General features: G+C 61.2%; 17 protein-coding genes, 1 pseudogene and 1 riboswitch. Of the genes and pseudogenes, 8 read left to right on the forward strand and 10 right to left on the reverse strand.

The window, feature by feature from the left end:
* Positions 1-51: 51 nt before the first annotated feature.
* Positions 52-141 (forward strand): annotated as a pseudogene (locus PFEN_RS26035) (hemolysin III family protein); the annotation flags it as partial.
* A gap of 138 nt (positions 142-279) precedes the next feature.
* Here PFEN_RS26035 and PFEN_RS26040 read toward each other — a convergent pair.
* Entirely contained in the window at positions 280-999 is a 720-nt protein-coding gene (locus PFEN_RS26040) for a 16S rRNA (uracil(1498)-N(3))-methyltransferase (protein WP_191489473.1), read from the reverse strand.
* A gap of 195 nt (positions 1000-1194) precedes the next feature.
* Positions 1195-2601 carry an adenosylmethionine--8-amino-7-oxononanoate transaminase gene (locus PFEN_RS26045; protein WP_191489474.1) on the reverse strand — a complete coding sequence of 469 codons (1407 nt, stop codon included), beginning with the start codon at positions 2599-2601 and terminating at the stop codon, positions 1195-1197.
* 285 nt (positions 2602-2886) lie between these two features.
* On the opposite strand from PFEN_RS26045, the gene PFEN_RS26050 reads away from it, so the two are divergent.
* Both PFEN_RS26050 and PFEN_RS26055 read left to right on the forward strand, forming a co-directional pair.
* On the forward strand, positions 2887-3438 hold the full coding sequence (locus tag PFEN_RS26050) for a cytochrome b (RefSeq protein ID WP_191489475.1): 552 nt from the start codon (positions 2887-2889) through the stop codon (positions 3436-3438).
* 31 nt (positions 3439-3469) lie between these two features.
* Complete coding sequence (locus PFEN_RS26055; protein WP_191489476.1) at positions 3470-4066, forward strand: YceI family protein; 597 nt, start codon at positions 3470-3472, stop codon at positions 4064-4066.
* 181 nt (positions 4067-4247) lie between these two features.
* Here the strand turns inward: PFEN_RS26055 and PFEN_RS26060 are convergent, their stop codons facing one another.
* The 5 genes from PFEN_RS26060 to ahcY all read right to left on the reverse strand — a co-directional run bounded on the left by PFEN_RS26060 (position 4248) and on the right by ahcY (position 10815).
* Complete coding sequence (locus PFEN_RS26060) at positions 4248-6125, reverse strand: DEAD/DEAH box helicase (RefSeq protein WP_191489477.1); 1878 nt, start codon at positions 6123-6125, stop codon at positions 4248-4250.
* Positions 6126-6432: 307 nt separating this feature from the next.
* The gene (locus tag PFEN_RS26065) at positions 6433-7218 is read right to left on the reverse strand and encodes a substrate-binding periplasmic protein (protein ID WP_191489478.1); all 786 of its coding nucleotides are present in this window, start codon (positions 7216-7218) and stop codon (positions 6433-6435) included.
* Positions 7219-7276: 58 nt separating this feature from the next.
* Positions 7277-8359 carry a hypothetical protein gene (locus PFEN_RS26070; protein ID WP_191489479.1) on the reverse strand — a complete coding sequence of 361 codons (1083 nt, stop codon included), beginning with the start codon at positions 8357-8359 and terminating at the stop codon, positions 7277-7279.
* A gap of 67 nt (positions 8360-8426) precedes the next feature.
* Complete coding sequence (gene metF, locus PFEN_RS26075) at positions 8427-9272, reverse strand: methylenetetrahydrofolate reductase [NAD(P)H] (protein WP_191489480.1); 846 nt, start codon at positions 9270-9272, stop codon at positions 8427-8429.
* A gap of 133 nt (positions 9273-9405) precedes the next feature.
* Entirely contained in the window at positions 9406-10815 is a 1410-nt protein-coding gene (ahcY, locus tag PFEN_RS26080; protein ID WP_191489481.1) for an adenosylhomocysteinase, read from the reverse strand.
* A gap of 21 nt (positions 10816-10836) precedes the next feature.
* A riboswitch (S-adenosyl-L-homocysteine riboswitch) is annotated at positions 10837-10943 on the reverse strand.
* A 198-nt stretch (positions 10944-11141) separates the two neighbouring features.
* On the opposite strand from ahcY, the gene PFEN_RS26085 reads away from it, so the two are divergent.
* From PFEN_RS26085 to PFEN_RS26100, 4 genes are all read left to right on the forward strand, one after another.
* Entirely contained in the window at positions 11142-11546 is a 405-nt protein-coding gene (locus tag PFEN_RS26085; protein WP_191489482.1) for an acyl-CoA thioesterase, read from the forward strand.
* A 114-nt stretch (positions 11547-11660) separates the two neighbouring features.
* On the forward strand, positions 11661-12209 hold the full coding sequence (locus PFEN_RS26090) for a DUF2975 domain-containing protein (protein WP_191489483.1): 549 nt from the start codon (positions 11661-11663) through the stop codon (positions 12207-12209).
* A 12-nt stretch (positions 12210-12221) separates the two neighbouring features.
* The gene (locus tag PFEN_RS26095) at positions 12222-12470 is read left to right on the forward strand and encodes a helix-turn-helix domain-containing protein (protein ID WP_191489484.1); all 249 of its coding nucleotides are present in this window, start codon (positions 12222-12224) and stop codon (positions 12468-12470) included.
* A gap of 98 nt (positions 12471-12568) precedes the next feature.
* Positions 12569-12955, forward strand: coding sequence for an MAPEG family protein (locus PFEN_RS26100; RefSeq protein WP_191489485.1), 387 nt, complete (start codon positions 12569-12571; stop codon positions 12953-12955).
* Between the two features lie 52 nt (positions 12956-13007).
* Here PFEN_RS26100 and PFEN_RS26105 read toward each other — a convergent pair whose 3' ends face one another.
* Positions 13008-14159, reverse strand: a complete 1152-nt coding sequence (locus tag PFEN_RS26105) for a murein transglycosylase A (protein ID WP_191489486.1) — start codon at positions 14157-14159, stop codon at positions 13008-13010.
* A 146-nt stretch (positions 14160-14305) separates the two neighbouring features.
* Between PFEN_RS26105 and PFEN_RS26110 the strand changes: the two genes are divergently transcribed.
* Complete coding sequence (locus PFEN_RS26110) at positions 14306-14755, forward strand: c-type cytochrome (protein ID WP_191489487.1); 450 nt, start codon at positions 14306-14308, stop codon at positions 14753-14755.
* Between the two features lie 231 nt (positions 14756-14986).
* Here the strand turns inward: PFEN_RS26110 and PFEN_RS26115 are convergent, their stop codons facing one another.
* Together PFEN_RS26115 and ligB are read right to left on the reverse strand one after the other, a co-directional pair.
* A complete protein-coding gene (locus tag PFEN_RS26115) occupies positions 14987-15382 on the reverse strand; it encodes a DUF1090 domain-containing protein (RefSeq protein WP_191489488.1) in 396 nt (131 codons plus the stop codon).
* A 100-nt stretch (positions 15383-15482) separates the two neighbouring features.
* A complete protein-coding gene (gene ligB, locus PFEN_RS26120; protein WP_412071482.1) occupies positions 15483-17153 on the reverse strand; it encodes an NAD-dependent DNA ligase LigB in 1671 nt (556 codons plus the stop codon).
* Positions 17154-17246: the final 93 nt, after the last annotated feature.

A 17246-nucleotide genomic window follows, 5' to 3' on the forward strand; every position in this document is an offset into this window, starting at 1 on the left:
TGCTGCATTTCGTGGCGATTTTCTGGTACGTGATCTGAGGTCACGATCCAAAGGCTAAGGCAGGCCCATGGGATCTGGCATTTGTTTGTGATTGCCGGCAGCGTGCTGCATTTCGTGGCGATTTTCTGGTATGTGATCTGAGGTCACGATCCAAAGGCCAAGGCAGGCCCTTGTAGGCGCCTGGCTTGCCAGCGATAGCGGTTTATCTGGCGATGCAAGGCTCATTGGCCTCATCGCCGGTTCCTACAGGGGTTGCGGCGTGTCAGGAAATAGGTGTGGTCAGAAATCGCCCCACAGTTGTTGGGCCACCGCCAAGGCCACCACCGGCGCGGTTTCGGTACGCAGGACTCGCGGGCCGAGGCGTGCCGGCAGATAACCGGCTTGCGCGGCCTGGGCCACTTCAGCGTCCGACAACCCGCCTTCCGGGCCGATCAGGAACGCCAGTGTCCCCGGCTTGGGGTGACTGGTCAGCGGCTCGGCCACCGGGTGCAGCACCAGCTTGAGCTGGGCTTCGGTCTGTTTCACCCATTCGCCCAGCAACAGCGGTGGATGAATCAGCGGGAGCGTCGAGCGGCCGCACTGTTCGCAAGCGCTGATCGCGATCTGCCGCCAATGGGCCAGGCGCTTGTCGGCGCGTTCGTCCTTGAGTCGGACTTCGCAGCGCTCGCTGACGATGGGGGTGATTTCGCTCACGCCCAGTTCGCTGGCTTTCTGGATCGCCCAGTCCATCCGCTCGCCCCGGGACAGGCCCTGGCCGAGATGGATGCGCAGCGGCGACTCGGTTTGCCCGGCGAAGCTTTCAGTCAGTTGCACGCGCACGCGCTTCTTGCCGACCTCCAGCAAGCTGCCGAGGAATTCCGTGCCCGAACCGTCGAACACTTGCAGCGCGTCGCCCTCGGCCATGCGCAGCACGCGGCCGATGTAGTGGGCCTGGGCCTCGGGCAGCTCGTGTTCGCCGAGGTTCAAGGGGGCGTCGATAAAGAAGCGGGACAGTCTCATTTGAAATCTCTGCTGAAAATCGTATTTGCGCAGGCGAATGATACCTCCGTGGCGAGCGGGCTTGCCCGCGTTGGGCTGCGAAGCGGCCCTGAAACCTGCGAATTCGGCCTATCAGGCAGACCGAGGGGGCCGGTCTTGCGACTGCTACGCAGCCGAACGCGGGCAAGCCCGCTCGCCACGGGACCTCATTGTCCTCTAGCCCGGATCACGGAAATCCGGATGGAAATTGGTCGGTACCGCCACGCTGACACCTGTGCGGGTGGCGATATCGATCCCTTCGCTGGCCACTTCAGCCAGGAAGTCGATCTGCTCCGGGGTGATGACATACGGCGGCAGGAAATACACCACGCTGCCCAGTGGCCGCAGCAAGGCGCCGCGTTCCAGGGCGTGCTGGTAAACCTTCAGGCCGCGGCGTTCCTGCCATGGATAGGCGGTCTTGCTCGCCTTGTCCTGGACCATTTCAATCGCCAGCGCCATGCCGGTCTGGCGGACTTCGGCGACGTGTGGATGGTCCACCAGGTGCGCGGTGGCACTCGCCATCCGCCGGGCCAGGGCCTTGTTGTTCTCGATAACGTTGTCCTGCTCGAAGATATCCAGGGTCGCCAGGGCCGCCGCACAAGCCAGTGGATTGCCGGTGTAGCTATGGGAATGCAGGAACGCCCGCAGGGTCGGATAATCGTCGTAGAAGGCGCTGTAGACATCCTCGGTGGTCAGGCACGCCGCCAGCGGCAGGTAGCCGCCGGTCAGGGCCTTGGACAGGCACAGGAAGTCCGGGCGGATGCCGGCTTGCTCACAGGCGAACATGGTTCCGGTACGGCCGAAGCCCACGGCGATTTCATCGTGGATCAGGTGCACCCCATAACGGTCGCAGGCCTCGCGCAACAGCTTGAGGTAGACCGGATGGTACATGCGCATGCCGCCAGCGCCCTGAATCAGCGGTTCGACGATCACGGCGGCAACGCTGTGGTGATTGTCCGCCAGGGTCTGTTCCATGACCCGGAACATATTGCGCGAATGTTCTTCCCAGCTCATGCCTTGCGGGCGCAGGTAGCAATCCGGGCTGGGCACCTTGATGGTGTCCAGCAGCAGGGCCTTGTAGGTCTCGGTGAACAGCGGCACATCGCCCACCGACATCGCCGCCACGGTCTCGCCGTGATAGCTGTTGGTCAGGGTGACATAGCGCTTCTTGTCCGGCAGGCCGCGGTTGAGCCAGTAATGAAAGCTCATCTTCAGCGCGACTTCGATGCACGACGAGCCGTTGTCGGCATAGAAGCAACGGGTCAGGCCTTCGGGTGTCAGCTTCACCAGGCGCTCGGACAGCTCGATCACCGGCTGATGGCTGAAACCGGCGAGGATCACGTGCTCGAGCTGGTCGACCTGGTCCTTGATGCGCTGGCCGATGCGCGGATTGCAATGACCGAACACGTTGACCCACCAGGAACTGACGGCGTCGAGGTAACGCTTGCCTTCGAAATCCTCCAGCCAGACGCCTTCGCCGCGTTTGATGGGGATCATCGGCAGTTGTTCGTGATCTTTCATCTGGGTGCAGGGATGCCATACCACCGCGAGATCGCGCTGCATCCACTGGTTGTTCAGGCTCATTTGCATTCTCCGGGCGGTTGTCCGCGACGCCGGCGGACACACAATCGCGCAAGCCTATGCAATGCGCGGCCGCAGAACAACCCATGGCGATGCTGGCGCCGCATTGCCGGGCGCGAATAAACCCGCGCGGCCGAGTGTTCACCGTAGAGATCGACCTTAATATTTTCTTAACCCGTTCGTCGCAGACTGATAATCGGTTTTTTCGATATTTCAAAGCGAAATTTTCCGCTTTAATTCGATAGGTAAACCATTAGTCTTGGGCGCATCACTTACAGGATTCCGGCAATGCAGCTACGCAACTCATCTTCTCGTTATGGTGCTGTCAGCATGTTCCTGCATTGGGGCGTTGCCCTGGTGGTGTTCGGTCTTTTTGCGCTGGGCTTGTGGATGGTCGGGCTCGACTACTACAGCGAGTGGCGCAAGGCGGCTCCGGACCTGCATAAAAGTATCGGCCTGACCCTGTTCGCGGTCATGGTGCTGCGCGTGGTCTGGCGTTTCATCAGCCCACCGCCACCGCCACCGGCCAATCATGGCCGACTGACCCGCCTGGGTGCCAAGTTCGGTCATGCGTTCCTCTATCTCGGCCTGTTCGCCGTGATGTTTTCCGGGTACCTGATTTCCACCGCCGAAGGTGTCGGGATTCCGGTGTTCAACCTGTTTGACGTGCCCGCCTGGATTTCCAGCATCCCCGATCAGGCGGATGTGGCGGGGGCGGTGCATTTGTACCTGGCCTGGACGGTGGTGATCTTTGCGGGTCTCCATGCCCTGGCAGCCCTGAAGCACCACTTTATCGACCGTGATGCGACGCTGACCCGCATGCTGGGTCGCAAAGCTTGATGTTCAACCTCGACTCAAAAGGAATAGAAGTATGTTGAAAAAGACTCTCGCCGCACTGGCAATCGGTTCTGCGCTGTTTGTTGCCGGTCAGGCGATGGCTGCGGATTATGTGATCGACAAGGAAGGCCAGCACGCCTTCGTCGACTTCAAGATCAGCCACCTGGGCTACAGCTTCATCACCGGTACCTTCAAGGACCTGGACGGCAAGTTCAGCTTTGATGCGGCCAAGCCTGAAGCCAGCAAAATCGAAGTCAACGTGCGTACCGCCAGCGTGTTCACCAACCATGCCGAGCGTGACAAGCACATCTCCAGCAAGGACTTCCTGGACGTTGCCAAGTTTGCCGATGCCAAGTTCGTGTCCACCAGCGTCAAATCGACAGGCAAGAATGCCGATGGCAAGGACACGGCTGACGTCACGGGTGACCTGACGATGCACGGCGTGACCAGGTCGATCGTGGTCAAGGCGACCTTCCTGGGTGAAGGCAAGGATCCATGGGGTGGCTACCGTGCTGGTTTCGAAGGTGTAGCGCATATCAAGCGTTCGGACTTTGGCAAGATGATGGATTTGGGCCCAGCGTCTGACGCGGTGGAGCTGTATGTGACGTTTGAGGGTGTGAAAGCGAAGTAATGCTGAGACTGTAGGAGCAGCCGGTCGACGCTCGATTGCCCGCGAAGCTTTTGGCGTCTTCAGGGCCCTCTTCGCGAGCAAGCTCTGCTCCTACAGTAAGCGCAAAGTTTCAATATTTGTGCCAGACAAAAAAACGCCCCCGGCTCTCACGAGCCGGGGGCGTTTTCATTGCACTGCCAACTCAGCGATTGCGAGTCAACAACGCCGGCTTCTCACCCCGAGGCCGTCCTGGCAGCTGATCCAACTGCTCAGGTGTCGGGAAGCGATCGCTCTTCGACTCTTTATGAATAATCTTCGGTCCCGGCCCACGCGGATTCTGTACTGCTGGCTCCTCACGTGGCTGATCGTCCCGAGCCGGGCGGCGATTGCGTGACTCTTCGCGACGGGCCTGCCCATCACGCGGAGCGCCATTGCGTGGCCCGCTACGCTTGGCTGGCGGAGTCCCGGTAGTGGCGCCGCTACCATTGCGCGGCCCATTCTGGCGACCTTGCGGCTGACCGCTGCGCGGAGCCCCCGCACCTGGTGCCGGTGCCCCCGGACGACGACCACGGCCCTGGGCCGGCTTGGCCTGGGGCACGTAATCAACGCGGTTCCCGAAGTTATCGATATCGTCGTCAAGGAACTCATCCGGAGCACGATCAGCCGCCGCGCGCGGCGGCTGGCTTGGCTGGCTTGGCTGACGCTGTTCGCGAGCCGGTGTGCCTTCACGTGGCTTCTGCTCACGAGCCGGACGCTCACCGCGACCGTTGGTGGCGGGTTTCTCCTTGCCACCCTTGTCCTTGCCTTTATCCTTGCGCCCGCCGCCGCCACCGCTGCCATTCGGGCCGTCGCCCTTCGGACCGCGTGGGGTGTTGCGCGGGTTGCGCACATCCGGACGCTCGCGCACTTCCGGCTTCTCGGCTTCCACGGCGCTGGAATCGAAGCCCATCAGGTCGCCGTCGGCGATTTTCTGCTTGGTCATGCGCTCGATGCTTTTCAGCAGCTTCTCTTCGTCTGGCGCGACCAGGGAAATGGCCTCGCCCGAACGACCGGCCCGGCCAGTACGGCCGATACGGTGCACGTAGTCTTCATCGACGTTCGGCAGTTCGAAGTTGACCACATGCGGCAACTGGTCGATATCCAGGCCGCGAGCGGCGATATCGGTGGCCACCAGGATCCGCACTTCGCCGGCCTTGAAGTCGGCCAGGGCTTTGGTGCGGGCGTTCTGACTCTTGTTGCCGTGGATGGCGACGGCGCTCAGGCCGTGCTTGTCCAGGTACTCGGCCAGACGGTTGGCGCCGTGCTTGGTGCGGGTGAACACCAGGACCTGTTCCCAGGCACCGGCGGTGATCAGGTGCGCCAGCAGCGAGCGCTTGTGGCTGGCGGCCAGGTGGAAGACGCGTTGTTCGATACGCTCGACCGTGGTATTCGGCGGCGTGACTTCGATGCGTTCCGGGTTGTGCAGCAACTTGCCGGCGAGGTCGGTGATGTCCTTGGAAAAGGTCGCCGAGAACAGCAGGTTCTGCCGCTTGGACGGCAGGCGGGCGAGGACCTTCTTCACGTCATGGACAAAGCCCATGTCGAGCATGCGGTCGGCTTCGTCCAGCACGAGGATTTCCACGTGGGACAGGTCGACGCTGCCTTGGCCGCACAGGTCGAGCAAACGACCCGGGCAGGCAACCAGTACGTCGACGCCCCGGGACATGGCCTGGACCTGTGGGTTCATGCCAACGCCGCCGAAGATGCAGGCGCTGACGAATTTCAGGTCACGGGCGTAGACCTTGAAGCTCTCGTGCACCTGGGCAGCCAGTTCACGGGTTGGGGTCAGGACCAGCACGCGCGGTTGGCGCGGGCCATGACGCTGGGATTTGTCCGGGTGACCATTGGGAAACAACCGTTCCAGAATCGGAAGGGCGAAACCGCCGGTTTTACCCGTACCTGTCTGTGCCGCGACCATCAGGTCGCGACCTTGCAACACGGCGGGAATGGCCCGCTGTTGCACCGGAGTAGGCTCGGTATAGCCCGCTGCCTCGATGGCGCGGACTAAAGCCTCGGAGAGACCGAGGGAAGCAAAGGACATGAGTAATCCTGTTCAGTTAGGGCTTGGCCCGATGGGAATCTTGCCTGGCGCGAATAGCGTTTCAGGTTCTGTAAGAGAAAAGCTGCCTGCCTGTCGAGCGGGTTTGGCGAGTTTTCTTACTGACCCCTGGGGCGCATCCCGTCCGGTCCTGCTGGGCCTTGAGGCTCTACGCACCGCTCGCGCGGGCCGTTGGGCGGCGCTGGTCGCAGTGTCGGAATACCTGATGCAAGGTCGAGCGTCCGGGCGTGAGCCTGGCGGGAACGTCGGAGTATAACAGAGCAAACGCCGTGCGCTGCTTTCCTGCTGCTCAACGGTTTGCGCTTTCGTGTTCATGGAGCCCGTTCGTGCTGTTCCTGGCCTTGCCGGCATAGCGGGCGACGAGCTCGGCATAGGCCGGTTCGTGCTTGAAGCGCCGCAATTCGGCACCGAAGCGTTGTATCAACAGGTCCATCCCGGCGGCGCGGCGCACGGCCAGGTACTGGTTTTCCCGGGCGATGACCGTTGGGTACTGGTCGATCCGGTCCTGCAACTGCATGTGTTCCAGAATGCGTTGGCCAACCCGGCGATCAGTGATCAGCAGGTCGATGCGCCCCCGGGCGAGCTTGCCGAAGTTGGCTTCCTGGCTAGGCCCGTCTTCGCGCTTGAGGCCCTTGGCGTCGCTGAACACCGAGCTGTACAGATAACCGGGGGAGGTGCCGATGGTCAGGCCGTTGAGGTCATCGAGGGTGACGAAAGGATGAGGCCGGGCCTTGGCATAAAACAACACGAAATCCACCTCCGACAAGGCTTCGCCGGGGTAGAGCAGGCTTTTGTCGCGCTCGTGGTTGTGGAAGATATCCAGGGCACCGTCGGCCTGGCCTTGCTCCAGCATCACCAGGCAGCGTTTCCAGGGCAGGAACTGCCACTCCGCGTCGATACCCAGGCGCTGGAGCACAATCGCCGTGGTTTCGTAATCGATTCCTTTGGCCTGGCCGTTTTCCTGGTAGGCGTAGGGGGCCCAGGGGTCGGTGACAATGCGCAGCTTTTCACCTTGAGCGGCGAAGCTCAGGCAAGCGAAAAACACAACTGTCAGGAGTTGGGCAATGGCGGACATGGCTGGAGATTACGACGCCGAGGCGGCGAATAGAAGCTTTGGAATGCCTGTTTCCGTTTTATACGAGGGGCCGGACGCTGAGCAGGTGTTGAAGGATGGTCTCGCGGCGTTTGCCCAGCAATAGACGCGAGGCGATACTGTCGAGCCATTGGGCCAGTTGCTCATTGGTCAGTGGTTGCTTCAGGCGTTCCTCCAAGCTCTCGCGCGCGCGCTCCCACCAGGCGGTGCCACAGGCCTGATCGAACTCGTTGGCGTGCTCGTAGCAGCCATAGAGCAGTTCCCGGAAGAACTGGCGTTGCCGTTTTGGCAAGGTCAGGGTCATAAGCTTGTTGCGCATGCGTCGTCCGCGAGGCGGGCGTGGCAGGCGACCGTTGACCAGGCAAGCGTCGTCGAGCGCTTCGCGGCTGAGCGGGTCTGCGCCATGCTTGTGCAGCCAGGCCTTGACCTTGGCACGGAAGAGCACCTTACGGCCCCAATAGTGGTGGATCAGATCCGGGCACTCCCTGACGCTCCTGGTGCGATAGGCTGCGATCGATAGGCAGAATTCTTCCAGCGTGTAGGCGCCTTGGGCGAAAGGAAAGAGTTCATCCATCAACTGTATGGACTGGTCCATGACGCCAATGTCATGCCGGTTCAGGCCGATCACGCCGGAGTTGAGCGTCATCATCTGATCGTCGGCCAGGCCCTTTTCCTTGAGGCGGGCCGAGAGCGCCGTATACAGCGTCGTTTTCTTGTCGGCACCATAGGCGCCATAGACCACGTTGCACAGTAGGGCGCCAGGTTCTATGCGTTTGAACAGCTCCATGGGGGAGCGATGGAAGAAGGTATCGGTGTCGATCAGTATTGCTTGCTCGGCGTCTTCGAGAATGCTGCGCATCGCCATATGCTTGATTCGGAAGTGATAGCCGTAGGGCTCGCTCCAGCGTTTACGGGTGGCTTCGTCCAGCGGGCGGATGCGGACCGGCAGCAGCCGATAAGGCTCAGGGTTGTCGGTAAAAATCTGGATGTCGAGTTCCGCGCCGGGCGTTTCGCGCAGGCGAGCGAGCGCACTGGCAATACTAAATACGGCTTCCTGATGGTAAGTCTCGTTGCCGAAGACCAGATAGACAAGTTGCGGGCGGCTGGCGGGAGTCGTGGTCATGGGCAACGATCTTTTTCTGCTGGGGGGAGATTGCAGCCCCCGAATTTCAGGGGCTTGCGCTTCTTAGCTAGCGAGGCAGCTTCAGGTTGTTCCAGATGGCCAGGCTTGGCTCCGCCTGGTTCAGGGTATAGAAGTGCAGCCCTGGCGCGCCGCCTTGCAGCAGGCGTTCGCACATCTGGCTGATCACTTGCTCGCCGAAGGCCTGGATGCTCTGGGTATCGTCACCGTAGGCTTCCAGTTGCTTGCGGATCCAGCGCGGGATTTCCGCGCCGCAGGCATCGGAGAAACGCGCCAGCTTGCTGTAGTTGGTGATCGGCATGATCCCCGGCACGATCGGGATATTCACGCCCATCGCCCGCACACGCTCGACGAAATAGAAGTAGCTGTCGGCGTTGAAGAAATACTGGGTGATGGCACTGTCGGCGCCGGCATTGGCCTTGCGTACGAAATTGTGCAGGTCGTCTTCGAAATTGCGCGCTTGTGGGTGCATTTCCGGGTAGGCGGCGACTTCGATATGAAAGTGGCTGCCGGTTTCTTCACGAATGAAGGTCACCAGGTCATTGGCGTGACGCAGTTCGCCGCTGGCCATGCCCATGCCGGAGGGCAGGTCGCCGCGCAGGGCGACAATGCGCTTGATGCCAGCGCTCTTGTATTGCTCCAGCAGGCCGCGCAGGTCGGCCTTGCTGTCGCCGACGCAGGACAGATGCGGTGCGGCGGGAATCTTTACTTCATTCTCGAGCTGCAGCACGGTGTTGATCGTGCGGTCGCGGGTCGAGCCGCCGGCACCGTAGGTGCAGGAGAAGAAGTCGGGGTTGTAGCCGGCCAACTGACGGGCAGTGGCGAGCAGTTTTTCCTGCCCGGCATCGGTCTTGGTCGGGAAGAACTCGAAGCTGTAGCGACGATCTTGGGACATGGTCGGATCCTTGGAAACTCGAAAGCCGGACGCGAGCCCCTGTAGGAGCGAGCTTGCTCGCGATGGCGGTGCAACTGACACACCGCATCGCCTTCATCGCGAGCAAGCTCGCTCCTACAAGGAGCCGGGCGTATCAGTAGCGATAAGCGTGCGGCTTGAACGGACCTTCGACGGTGACGCCGATGTAGTCAGCCTGTTGCTTGGTCAGTTGAGTGACCACGCCGCCGAAGCCGCGAACCATTTCCAGGGCCACTTCTTCGTCGAGCTTCTTCGGCAGGACTTCCACGGTCAGGCGCTCGGCTTTCTGAGCGGCGGACAGGTCGGCATACTTCTGGCCGAACAGGAAGATCTGCGCCAGCACCTGGTTGGCAAACGAACCGTCCATGATGCGGCTTGGGTGGCCGGTGGCGTTGCCCAGGTTCACCAGGCGGCCTTCGGCCAGCAGGATCAGGTAGTCGTCGTTCTGCGGATCGAAATCGCCATGGCCGGTGCGATGGATCTTGTGCACCTGTGGCTTCACTTCTTCCCATGCCCAGTTCTTGCGCATGAAAGCGGTGTCGATTTCGTTGTCGAAGTGACCGATGTTGCAGACCACGGCGCGCTTCTTCAGGGCCTTGAGCATGTTCGCATCGCAGACGTTGACGTTACCGGTGGTGGTGACGATCAGGTCGATCTTGCCCAGCAGGGCGCTGTCGATGCTGGCGGCGGTGCCGTCGTTCTGGCCGTTGATGAACGGCGAAACCACTTCGAAACCGTCCATGCAGGCTTGCATGGCGCAGATCGGATCGACTTCGGAAACCTTGACGATCATGCCTTCCTGACGCAGGGACTGGGACGAACCCTTGCCCACGTCACCGTAGCCGATCACCAGCGCCTGCTTGCCGGACAGCAGGTGGTCGGTGCCGCGCTTGATGGCATCGTTCAGGCTGTGACGGCAGCCGTATTTGTTGTCGTTCTTGCTCTTGGTCACCGAGTCGTTGACGTTGATGGCCGGGATTTTCAGTTCGCCCTTGGCGAGCATTTCCAGCAGGCGGTGCACGCCGGTGGTGGTTTCTTCGGTCACGCCGTGGATTTTTTCCAGCATGGCCGGGTATTTCTTGTGGATGATCTCGGTCAGGTCGCCGCCGTCGTCGAGGATCATGTTGGCGTCCCAAGGCTGGCCGTCCTTGAGGATGGTCTGCTCGATGCACCACTCGTATTCCTGCTCGGTCTCGCCTTTCCAGGCGAAGACCGGGATACCGGCGGCGGCGATGGCGGCGGCGGCCTGGTCCTGGGTCGAGAAAATATTGCAGGACGACCAGCGCACTTCGGCACCCAGGGCAACCAGGGTCTCGATCAGCACGGCGGTCTGGATGGTCATGTGGATGCAGCCGATGATCTTGGCGCCCTTGAGTGGCTGCTCACCGGCGTACTTGCGGCGCAGACCCATCAGGGCCGGCATTTCCGATTCGGCGATGATGGTTTCGCGACGGCCCCAGGCAGCCAGGGACATGTCGGCGACTTTGTAGTCGTTGAAATCTGCAGGCGTGTTGACAGCGCTCATGAAGAGCCTCCATTCGTAGTATGCGAATGGGCGCCGTTGTGCGTTTAGTGTCCGTGCAGGGAACCCTGAGCGAACAACGCCCCATCCGAGCCTGACAGGTCGAACCTGCTGCAGCGCCCCTCGGACAGGTGGCGGGAAAACGGTACCAAGCGAAGGTTACCGTTTTGAAACGGTGGGGATTATAGCTGCCCGGAACGGACTTCCCAAGGGTTTCTGTCGGCGACATGAAGATTGTTGATGACTACCATAGTCGAGCCCTCATGGAGCTTGACCGGCCGGTCTGCCATGATGGCGGGCATCAATCGGCAAGACGGTCAGGAGTGAGCATGAATTTCCACACCCGCAAATGGGTCAAACCCGAAGACCTCAATCCCAACGGCACGCTGTTCGGCGGCAGCCTGCTGCGCTGGATCGACGAGGAGGCGGCGATCTATGCCATCGTCCAGCTGGGCAACCAGCGCGTGGTGACCAAGTACATCTCCGAAATCAACTTCGTCAGCGCCTCGCGCCAGGGCGACATCATCGAGCTGGGCATCACGGCCACCGAGTTCGGCCGTACCTCCATCACCCTGACCTGTGAAGTGCGCAACAAAATCACCCGCAAAAGCATCCTGACCGTGGAGAAAATGGTCTTCGTCAATCTCGGCGAGGATGGCCTGCCATCGCCTCACGGGCGTACCGAGATCAAGTACGTGAAGGATCAGTTCAAGGATGATGAGCCCAATCGGTGATGGCTGCTCCTGCAGTTACTGTTATTTTGTAATAAATTATCGTTTTGCGATAATTTTATCCCCTGTTAGTTTCTTTGGCGGGTCATCCGACCAAAGGATTAACAGGAGTATTCGATGAAAGACGATCGTTTGATCAAGCACAGTCGCTGGTTGGCAACTGCCACCCTGGTTTTGCTGGTGAGCATGTTGCTGCTCAACATGGCGTGCTGGTTTTTTCCGGTGCTTGTCGAGCACGGATTCGACTTCAACCTGACCTCCCTGGTCAGGGAGCTTGAGGTCGATATTGCCGCCATGCCCTGGTGGCAGGTGGTCGGTGGCATGCTGCTCAGCAGCATCCCGTTACTGGTCCTGACGCGCGGGCTGCAAGCGCTGCGTGCTTTGTTCCAGACCTATGCGCAAGGTGAGTATTTTTCCCGGGAAACGGCCGGCCTGCTAGGCACGGTAGGCAAGAGTGTCGGCCTTTGGGTGCTTTCCAGTGTGCTGCTATACCCGCTGATGAGTGTGTGGATAACCCTGTTGCTGCCACCGGGAGAACGTCTGCTGAGTCTCGGTTTCAGTCCCGCTCAACTGGTGGCGTTGTTTCTGGGCGCCGCGGTCATGCTGGTGGCCCGGATCATGGGCAACGCCTGCCAGTTGGCCCGTGAAAATCAACAATTCATCTAGTGGGATGTGTCGATGTCGATTGAAATAACGCTGGATGTGATGCTGGCCCTGCGCAAGGTCAAGTCCAAGGACCTGGCGGCGCGGATTGGCATTACCGAGCAGAACCTTTCATTGTTGAAGCAGGGCAAGGTCAAGGGCTTTCGCCTGGCGACCCTCGAGGCCATTTGTCAGGCGCTCGATTGCCAGCCCGGCGATTTGTTGAAATATCGACCCGCCGTGACAGACGCCGAGGCTCAGGTCGAGGTACTGGCCAACGGCTGATTGCATCGCTGTCGGAAGATAAAGAACATTCTGCGGCCTGTCCCGTTGTGGGCTAGTGTTGTGGGCGACGCCGTCAGGCACTTTTCAGGGACTCTGTTATGACCGTCGCTTTCTGGTGTGTGTTGATCGCTATCTTCCTGCCGTACCTGTGTACTGGCCTCGCCAAGTTCAGTGATGGCAAGTTCGGCCTGCGGGAGAACCATGATCCGCGGGCCTTTCTCGAGGGTCTTGAGGGTTTCGCCAAGCGGGCTCACTCGGCGCAGTTGAACGGCTTCGAGGTGACTCCGGCCTTTGCGGCGGCGGTGATCATTGCCCATATTGCCGGCACCGCGTCACTGGTGACCATCAATGTGCTGGCGGTGCTGTTTATCACCAGTCGCCTGCTCTACATCATCTGCTACCTGGCGGACTGGGCGATATTGCGCTCGCTGGTGTGGTTTGTTGGGATGGTGTTGATTGCGGCGTTCTTTTTCGTCTCTATCTGAGGTGTGTTTCAGTCGTTGGATCGTGTGGGGCCCGTGCCGGCCCCCGCAACAATCAACTGCCAACATCCGGAGCCTTGGGCAACGCCACACCCCTGGGCCACAACATCCAGATATTGCCCTTCTGCTTCATGTCCCCGGCCAATTGGCCCGCCGCATCACCGGTGCCCCAGAACAGGTCGGCGCGGACCTCGCCGGCAATCGCGCCGCCGGTATCCTGGGCGGCCACCGGACGGACCAGGGCGCTGCCGTCCGGCTTGGTCGTCGACAACCAGAGCAGACTGCCCAGCGGAATCACTTTGCGGTCCACCGCCACACTGTATCCAGCGGTCAGCGGCACGTTCAGCGAGCCGCGCGGCCCTTCGTTGCTGTCCGGATTGCGGGCGAAGAACACATAGCTGGGGTTGCTGCCGAGCAATTGCGGGATACGTGTCGGGTGGGCCTTGGCCCAGGCGCTGATGGCGCCCATGGTGACGTCTTCCTTCTTCAGCTCGCCTTGTTCCACCAGCCAGCGCCCGATGGCGCGATAGGGGTAGCCGTTCTGGTCGGCATAGCCGATCCGTACCTGCTGGCCGTCATCCAGGCGGATCCTGCCCGAGCCCTGGATCTGCAGGAATTGCAGGTCCATCGGGTCGGTCAACCAGGCCAGCACCGGGGCCTTGACGCCTTGGGTGGCGATCAGCGCCGCGTCGTCATAGGGTTTCACCACGCGGCCTTCCAGTCGTCCGCGCAGGCGCTTGCCCTTGAGTTCGGGGTAGAGGCTGTCGAGCTGTACGATGATCAGGTCGTCGGGTACGCCATAGACCGGCACCGTGGCTTTGGCGGTCTGGGTCAAGCTGCCACGGTAGACCGGCTCGTAGTAGCCGGTGATCAGGCCGTCGGCGCTGTTTTGCGCAGAGCGCAGGCTGTAGACCTCGAGGTTCTGCTGGAGAAAGTCACGAATGGCTGTCGGGGTATCGGCAACATTGGCCGCCGCCAGGCAGGTCGGGCCCCAGTTGGCGTCCGTCTTGAGCCGGGCGCAGGCACTGCGCCACGAACTGAAACCCGCTTGCAAGTCAGTGTCGGAAACCGTCGGCAGTACCTGCCAATCGGCCTTGAGGTAGGTGGTTAGCGGCGCATGGGGCGCCGCGGTTTCGTTGCGATTACAGCCAGCGAGCAGGGCGAGGGCGCAAAGGGCTGCGGCCAGTCGCTTGAAAGTGGTGTTCATACAGCGGTGAATTCCTAAGGTGATTGCCTGTTCAGACTCTGTTCAGCAAATCCATTGATTCAGTGTGGTTATGGGGCTGGCAAGCTATTGGTCTTTGGCGACGAGACGAGGATACTGGCCGCCGTTTCCCGTGATCCGAAGCCACCATGACTCTTAAAAGCCTTTCTGTTGTATTGCTGGCCTGTCTGACCCTCAGTGCTTGCGGCGGCGTTGACCCGAATTCTCCTTTGGGGCAGCGCAAGACCATTTTCAAACAGATGCTCAAGACCAGCGAAGACCTGGGCGGCATGTTGCGCGGCCGTATTCCCTTCGACGGGCCGCGTTTTGTCGAGGGCGCGAACCAGCTCGATGACCTGTCCCATGAGCCGTGGAAACACTTCCCACAAGTCAAGGAAGCAGAGCATACCAGTGCCAGGGATGCCGTCTGGCAGAAACAGGCGCATTTCCAGGAGCTGGCGCGCTCGTTGGAAGTCGCCACCGGAGAGTTGCGGCTTGCCAGCCAGGTCCAGCCTTACAAGGTCAGCACCTTGAAACCGGCGGTCGAGAAGGTCGAAGGCGCTTGCGATGCTTGCCATAAGGAGTTTCGCGATCATTGAGCCTGGTGGACGATCAGGGGCGGCGGCGTTCGTAGAGCGGTCTTGACCCTGTACCCACAACCACGGTCTTGTAGGCGCCGGCTTGCCGGCAATGGCGGCTGATCGGGCGATGCAAGGCTCATTGGCCTCATCGCCTGCAAGCTGGCTCCTACAGGGGTTGCGGCATTCTCAGTTGAGCGGAGTGACGGTGGGGCGCTTGGCTTCGACCGTTTGATATCCTGCTCCAGTGACCTATTTGTCCAGCTCATCCAGCGCGTTCTGCAGGTCCTTGCGCGACTCGGCGAGCTTTTCCTTGCGCTTGTTGACCTTGTCCGGATCGCCCTTTTTCATCGCCTTGTCGAGGTCGGCCTGACGGCGGCTGACTTCGTGCTTGGCGTCGAGCACCTTGTTTTCCCGTTCTCTTTTCAGTGAGGCATCGGTGCAATGGGTGGTCACTTCGTCCAACGCCTTTTCCAGGTCGGCTTGCTGTTCAGCGTTGCCCTGGGCCTTGGCGATGTCGAGTTGGCTGCTGATGGCCTGGCGCTTGGCGGCGCAACCGGTCAGTTCGGTGGGCTCTTCGGCGGCCAGCAAGGGGGCGGCCAGGACTCTGCACAAGGTCAGGATCGCCAACGGTGGAAAAAAGCTCATAAACACTCCGGGCTGAAACAATGATTGAAAAATGATCACTCTGAAAATAGATGGCGAAACTGTCTGTATGAATGATCTGAATTAGCCAGGGATTATGTCCTTAAAATCCCTTGATACCGGCGTTACGTAATGATTCTGCGAGGGCCTGTACTTCCTGGTCGCGGAAAAAAGCGCTCAGTTGTACCGCCCGCTCGGCTCCGACACCGGGCATGCTCCGCCACGCCTGGGGCGTACGGCCTGCCAATACCGACCAGGGTGGGTCCAAGGGCGCCGTGGCCGAGGGTGGCAGTCCCAGCGCCCTGAGCCAGCGCTCGAAAGGTCGTTGCCGGGCCAGTTGGACGCTCTCCAGCCATCGAGCACGGTTGCGCGGGCCGAATCCGCCAATGGTAGCAAGCTCTTCCCCCTCCAGGGTCAACCAATCGAGCAGGCGCTTGACCCTTCCGCTTGCTACCAGCTTGTCCCAGGTGCCGCCGCCCAGGTGCGGCAGATCCAGCCCTTGCTTGCCGCTCAGCCAGCGCAGGCGGGCGAGAAACTGGCTTTCGCAACCCGGGCCATATTCCCAGCAACTCAGCAGGTGGAAGCGCTGAGGGTCGGGTACGGCCAGCGGCTCGCGTTCGCTGCTGCGCCAGACCACGGCGTCCAGGCGTGGGATGGTCAGGCCGGCGAGACTGATCGCGACCTGGTCGCCAGGGCGGATATCCAGGGCCTGCCAGCGTTGCAGCGAGCCGAGGCTGACCCGTTTGATCCGCCGGTCGTCGAGTTGCACCGGTGCCAGCTCCAGCATTGGGGTAATTCGCCCGGTCCGCCCAACGTTGAAGCTGACCTTGCGCACATGGGCCAATGCTTGGGCATGCGGGTATTTCCAGGCCACGCTCCAGTAGGGGGGCAGGGCTCGCCAGGCTTGCGCGGCGGGGCGTCGGCTCTGGCGCAGGACGACGCCATCGCTGGCAAACGGCAGTGGCTGGCGGTACCAGTGATTGCGCCAGTGTTCGGCTTCGCTGAAGTCACGGATCGGCTGGCTGTAGGTCTTGCTGTCCGGGAACCCCAGTGCCTGTAATCCTTCGAGGCGCTCCTCCTGCGTTGCCGGTCCCTGTGGCCAGTCCCAGACGAACAGGCCGATACCCTCGGCCCGCGAGCGGTCCAGCTGGTGTCGGGCCAGCAACCCGGCCACCGTGCCTCGGGCGTTCAGGCTGCCTTCGCGGGCTTGCACGTGGTTGGGTAAACGCCAGTACAACTCACCTTGCAACACCAGGTCCCGGACGACCGGCAAGGCGTCGGGGATTGCCGGAATCCTGCGGGCCGAGGCGGTCCAGTCCTGGCCGCTGAGCCCGTCGCCGCGGCTGATGACCTGGTGCAACCGGCCCTGGCGATACACCAGGGTCACGGCCACGCCATCGACCTTGGGCTGAATCCACAGGCCCGCGCGGTCTTTCATCCAGGCGCGGACGGCCTCGGCGTCCGGCAGCTTGTCGAGGCCGGTATGGGCGGTCGGGTGGGGCGCGGGACCCGCCGCGCCGGGCGGCGTATGCGGTTTGTCTGGCGGCTGTCGGAAACAGCTACGCCACTGCTCAAGCCGCTGGCGGGACTGATCGTAGAGTTCGTCGGCCACGGGCGAGATGCCTTGGCGATGGTAGCTTTGGTCCCACTGGAGCAACTGTTCCTGCAGAGCCTCGACTTCTCGTCGGGCGCGTTCCGCCTGCCAGTCCGGGCAAGGGTAGGCATGGGCGGCTAGACATACAACGAAGCACGGCAATCCACTGAAGAAACGCATCCTGAGCATCCTTGCTCGACCTGAAATACAAGCCTAGATCAGTGCGCGCATAAAAAAGCCCCGCGCGAGGCGGGGCTTTTTTACTACGTGTGT

Source organism: Pseudomonas sp. FEN (genome assembly GCF_904067045.1).
Classification (GTDB): domain Bacteria; phylum Pseudomonadota; class Gammaproteobacteria; order Pseudomonadales; family Pseudomonadaceae; genus Aquipseudomonas.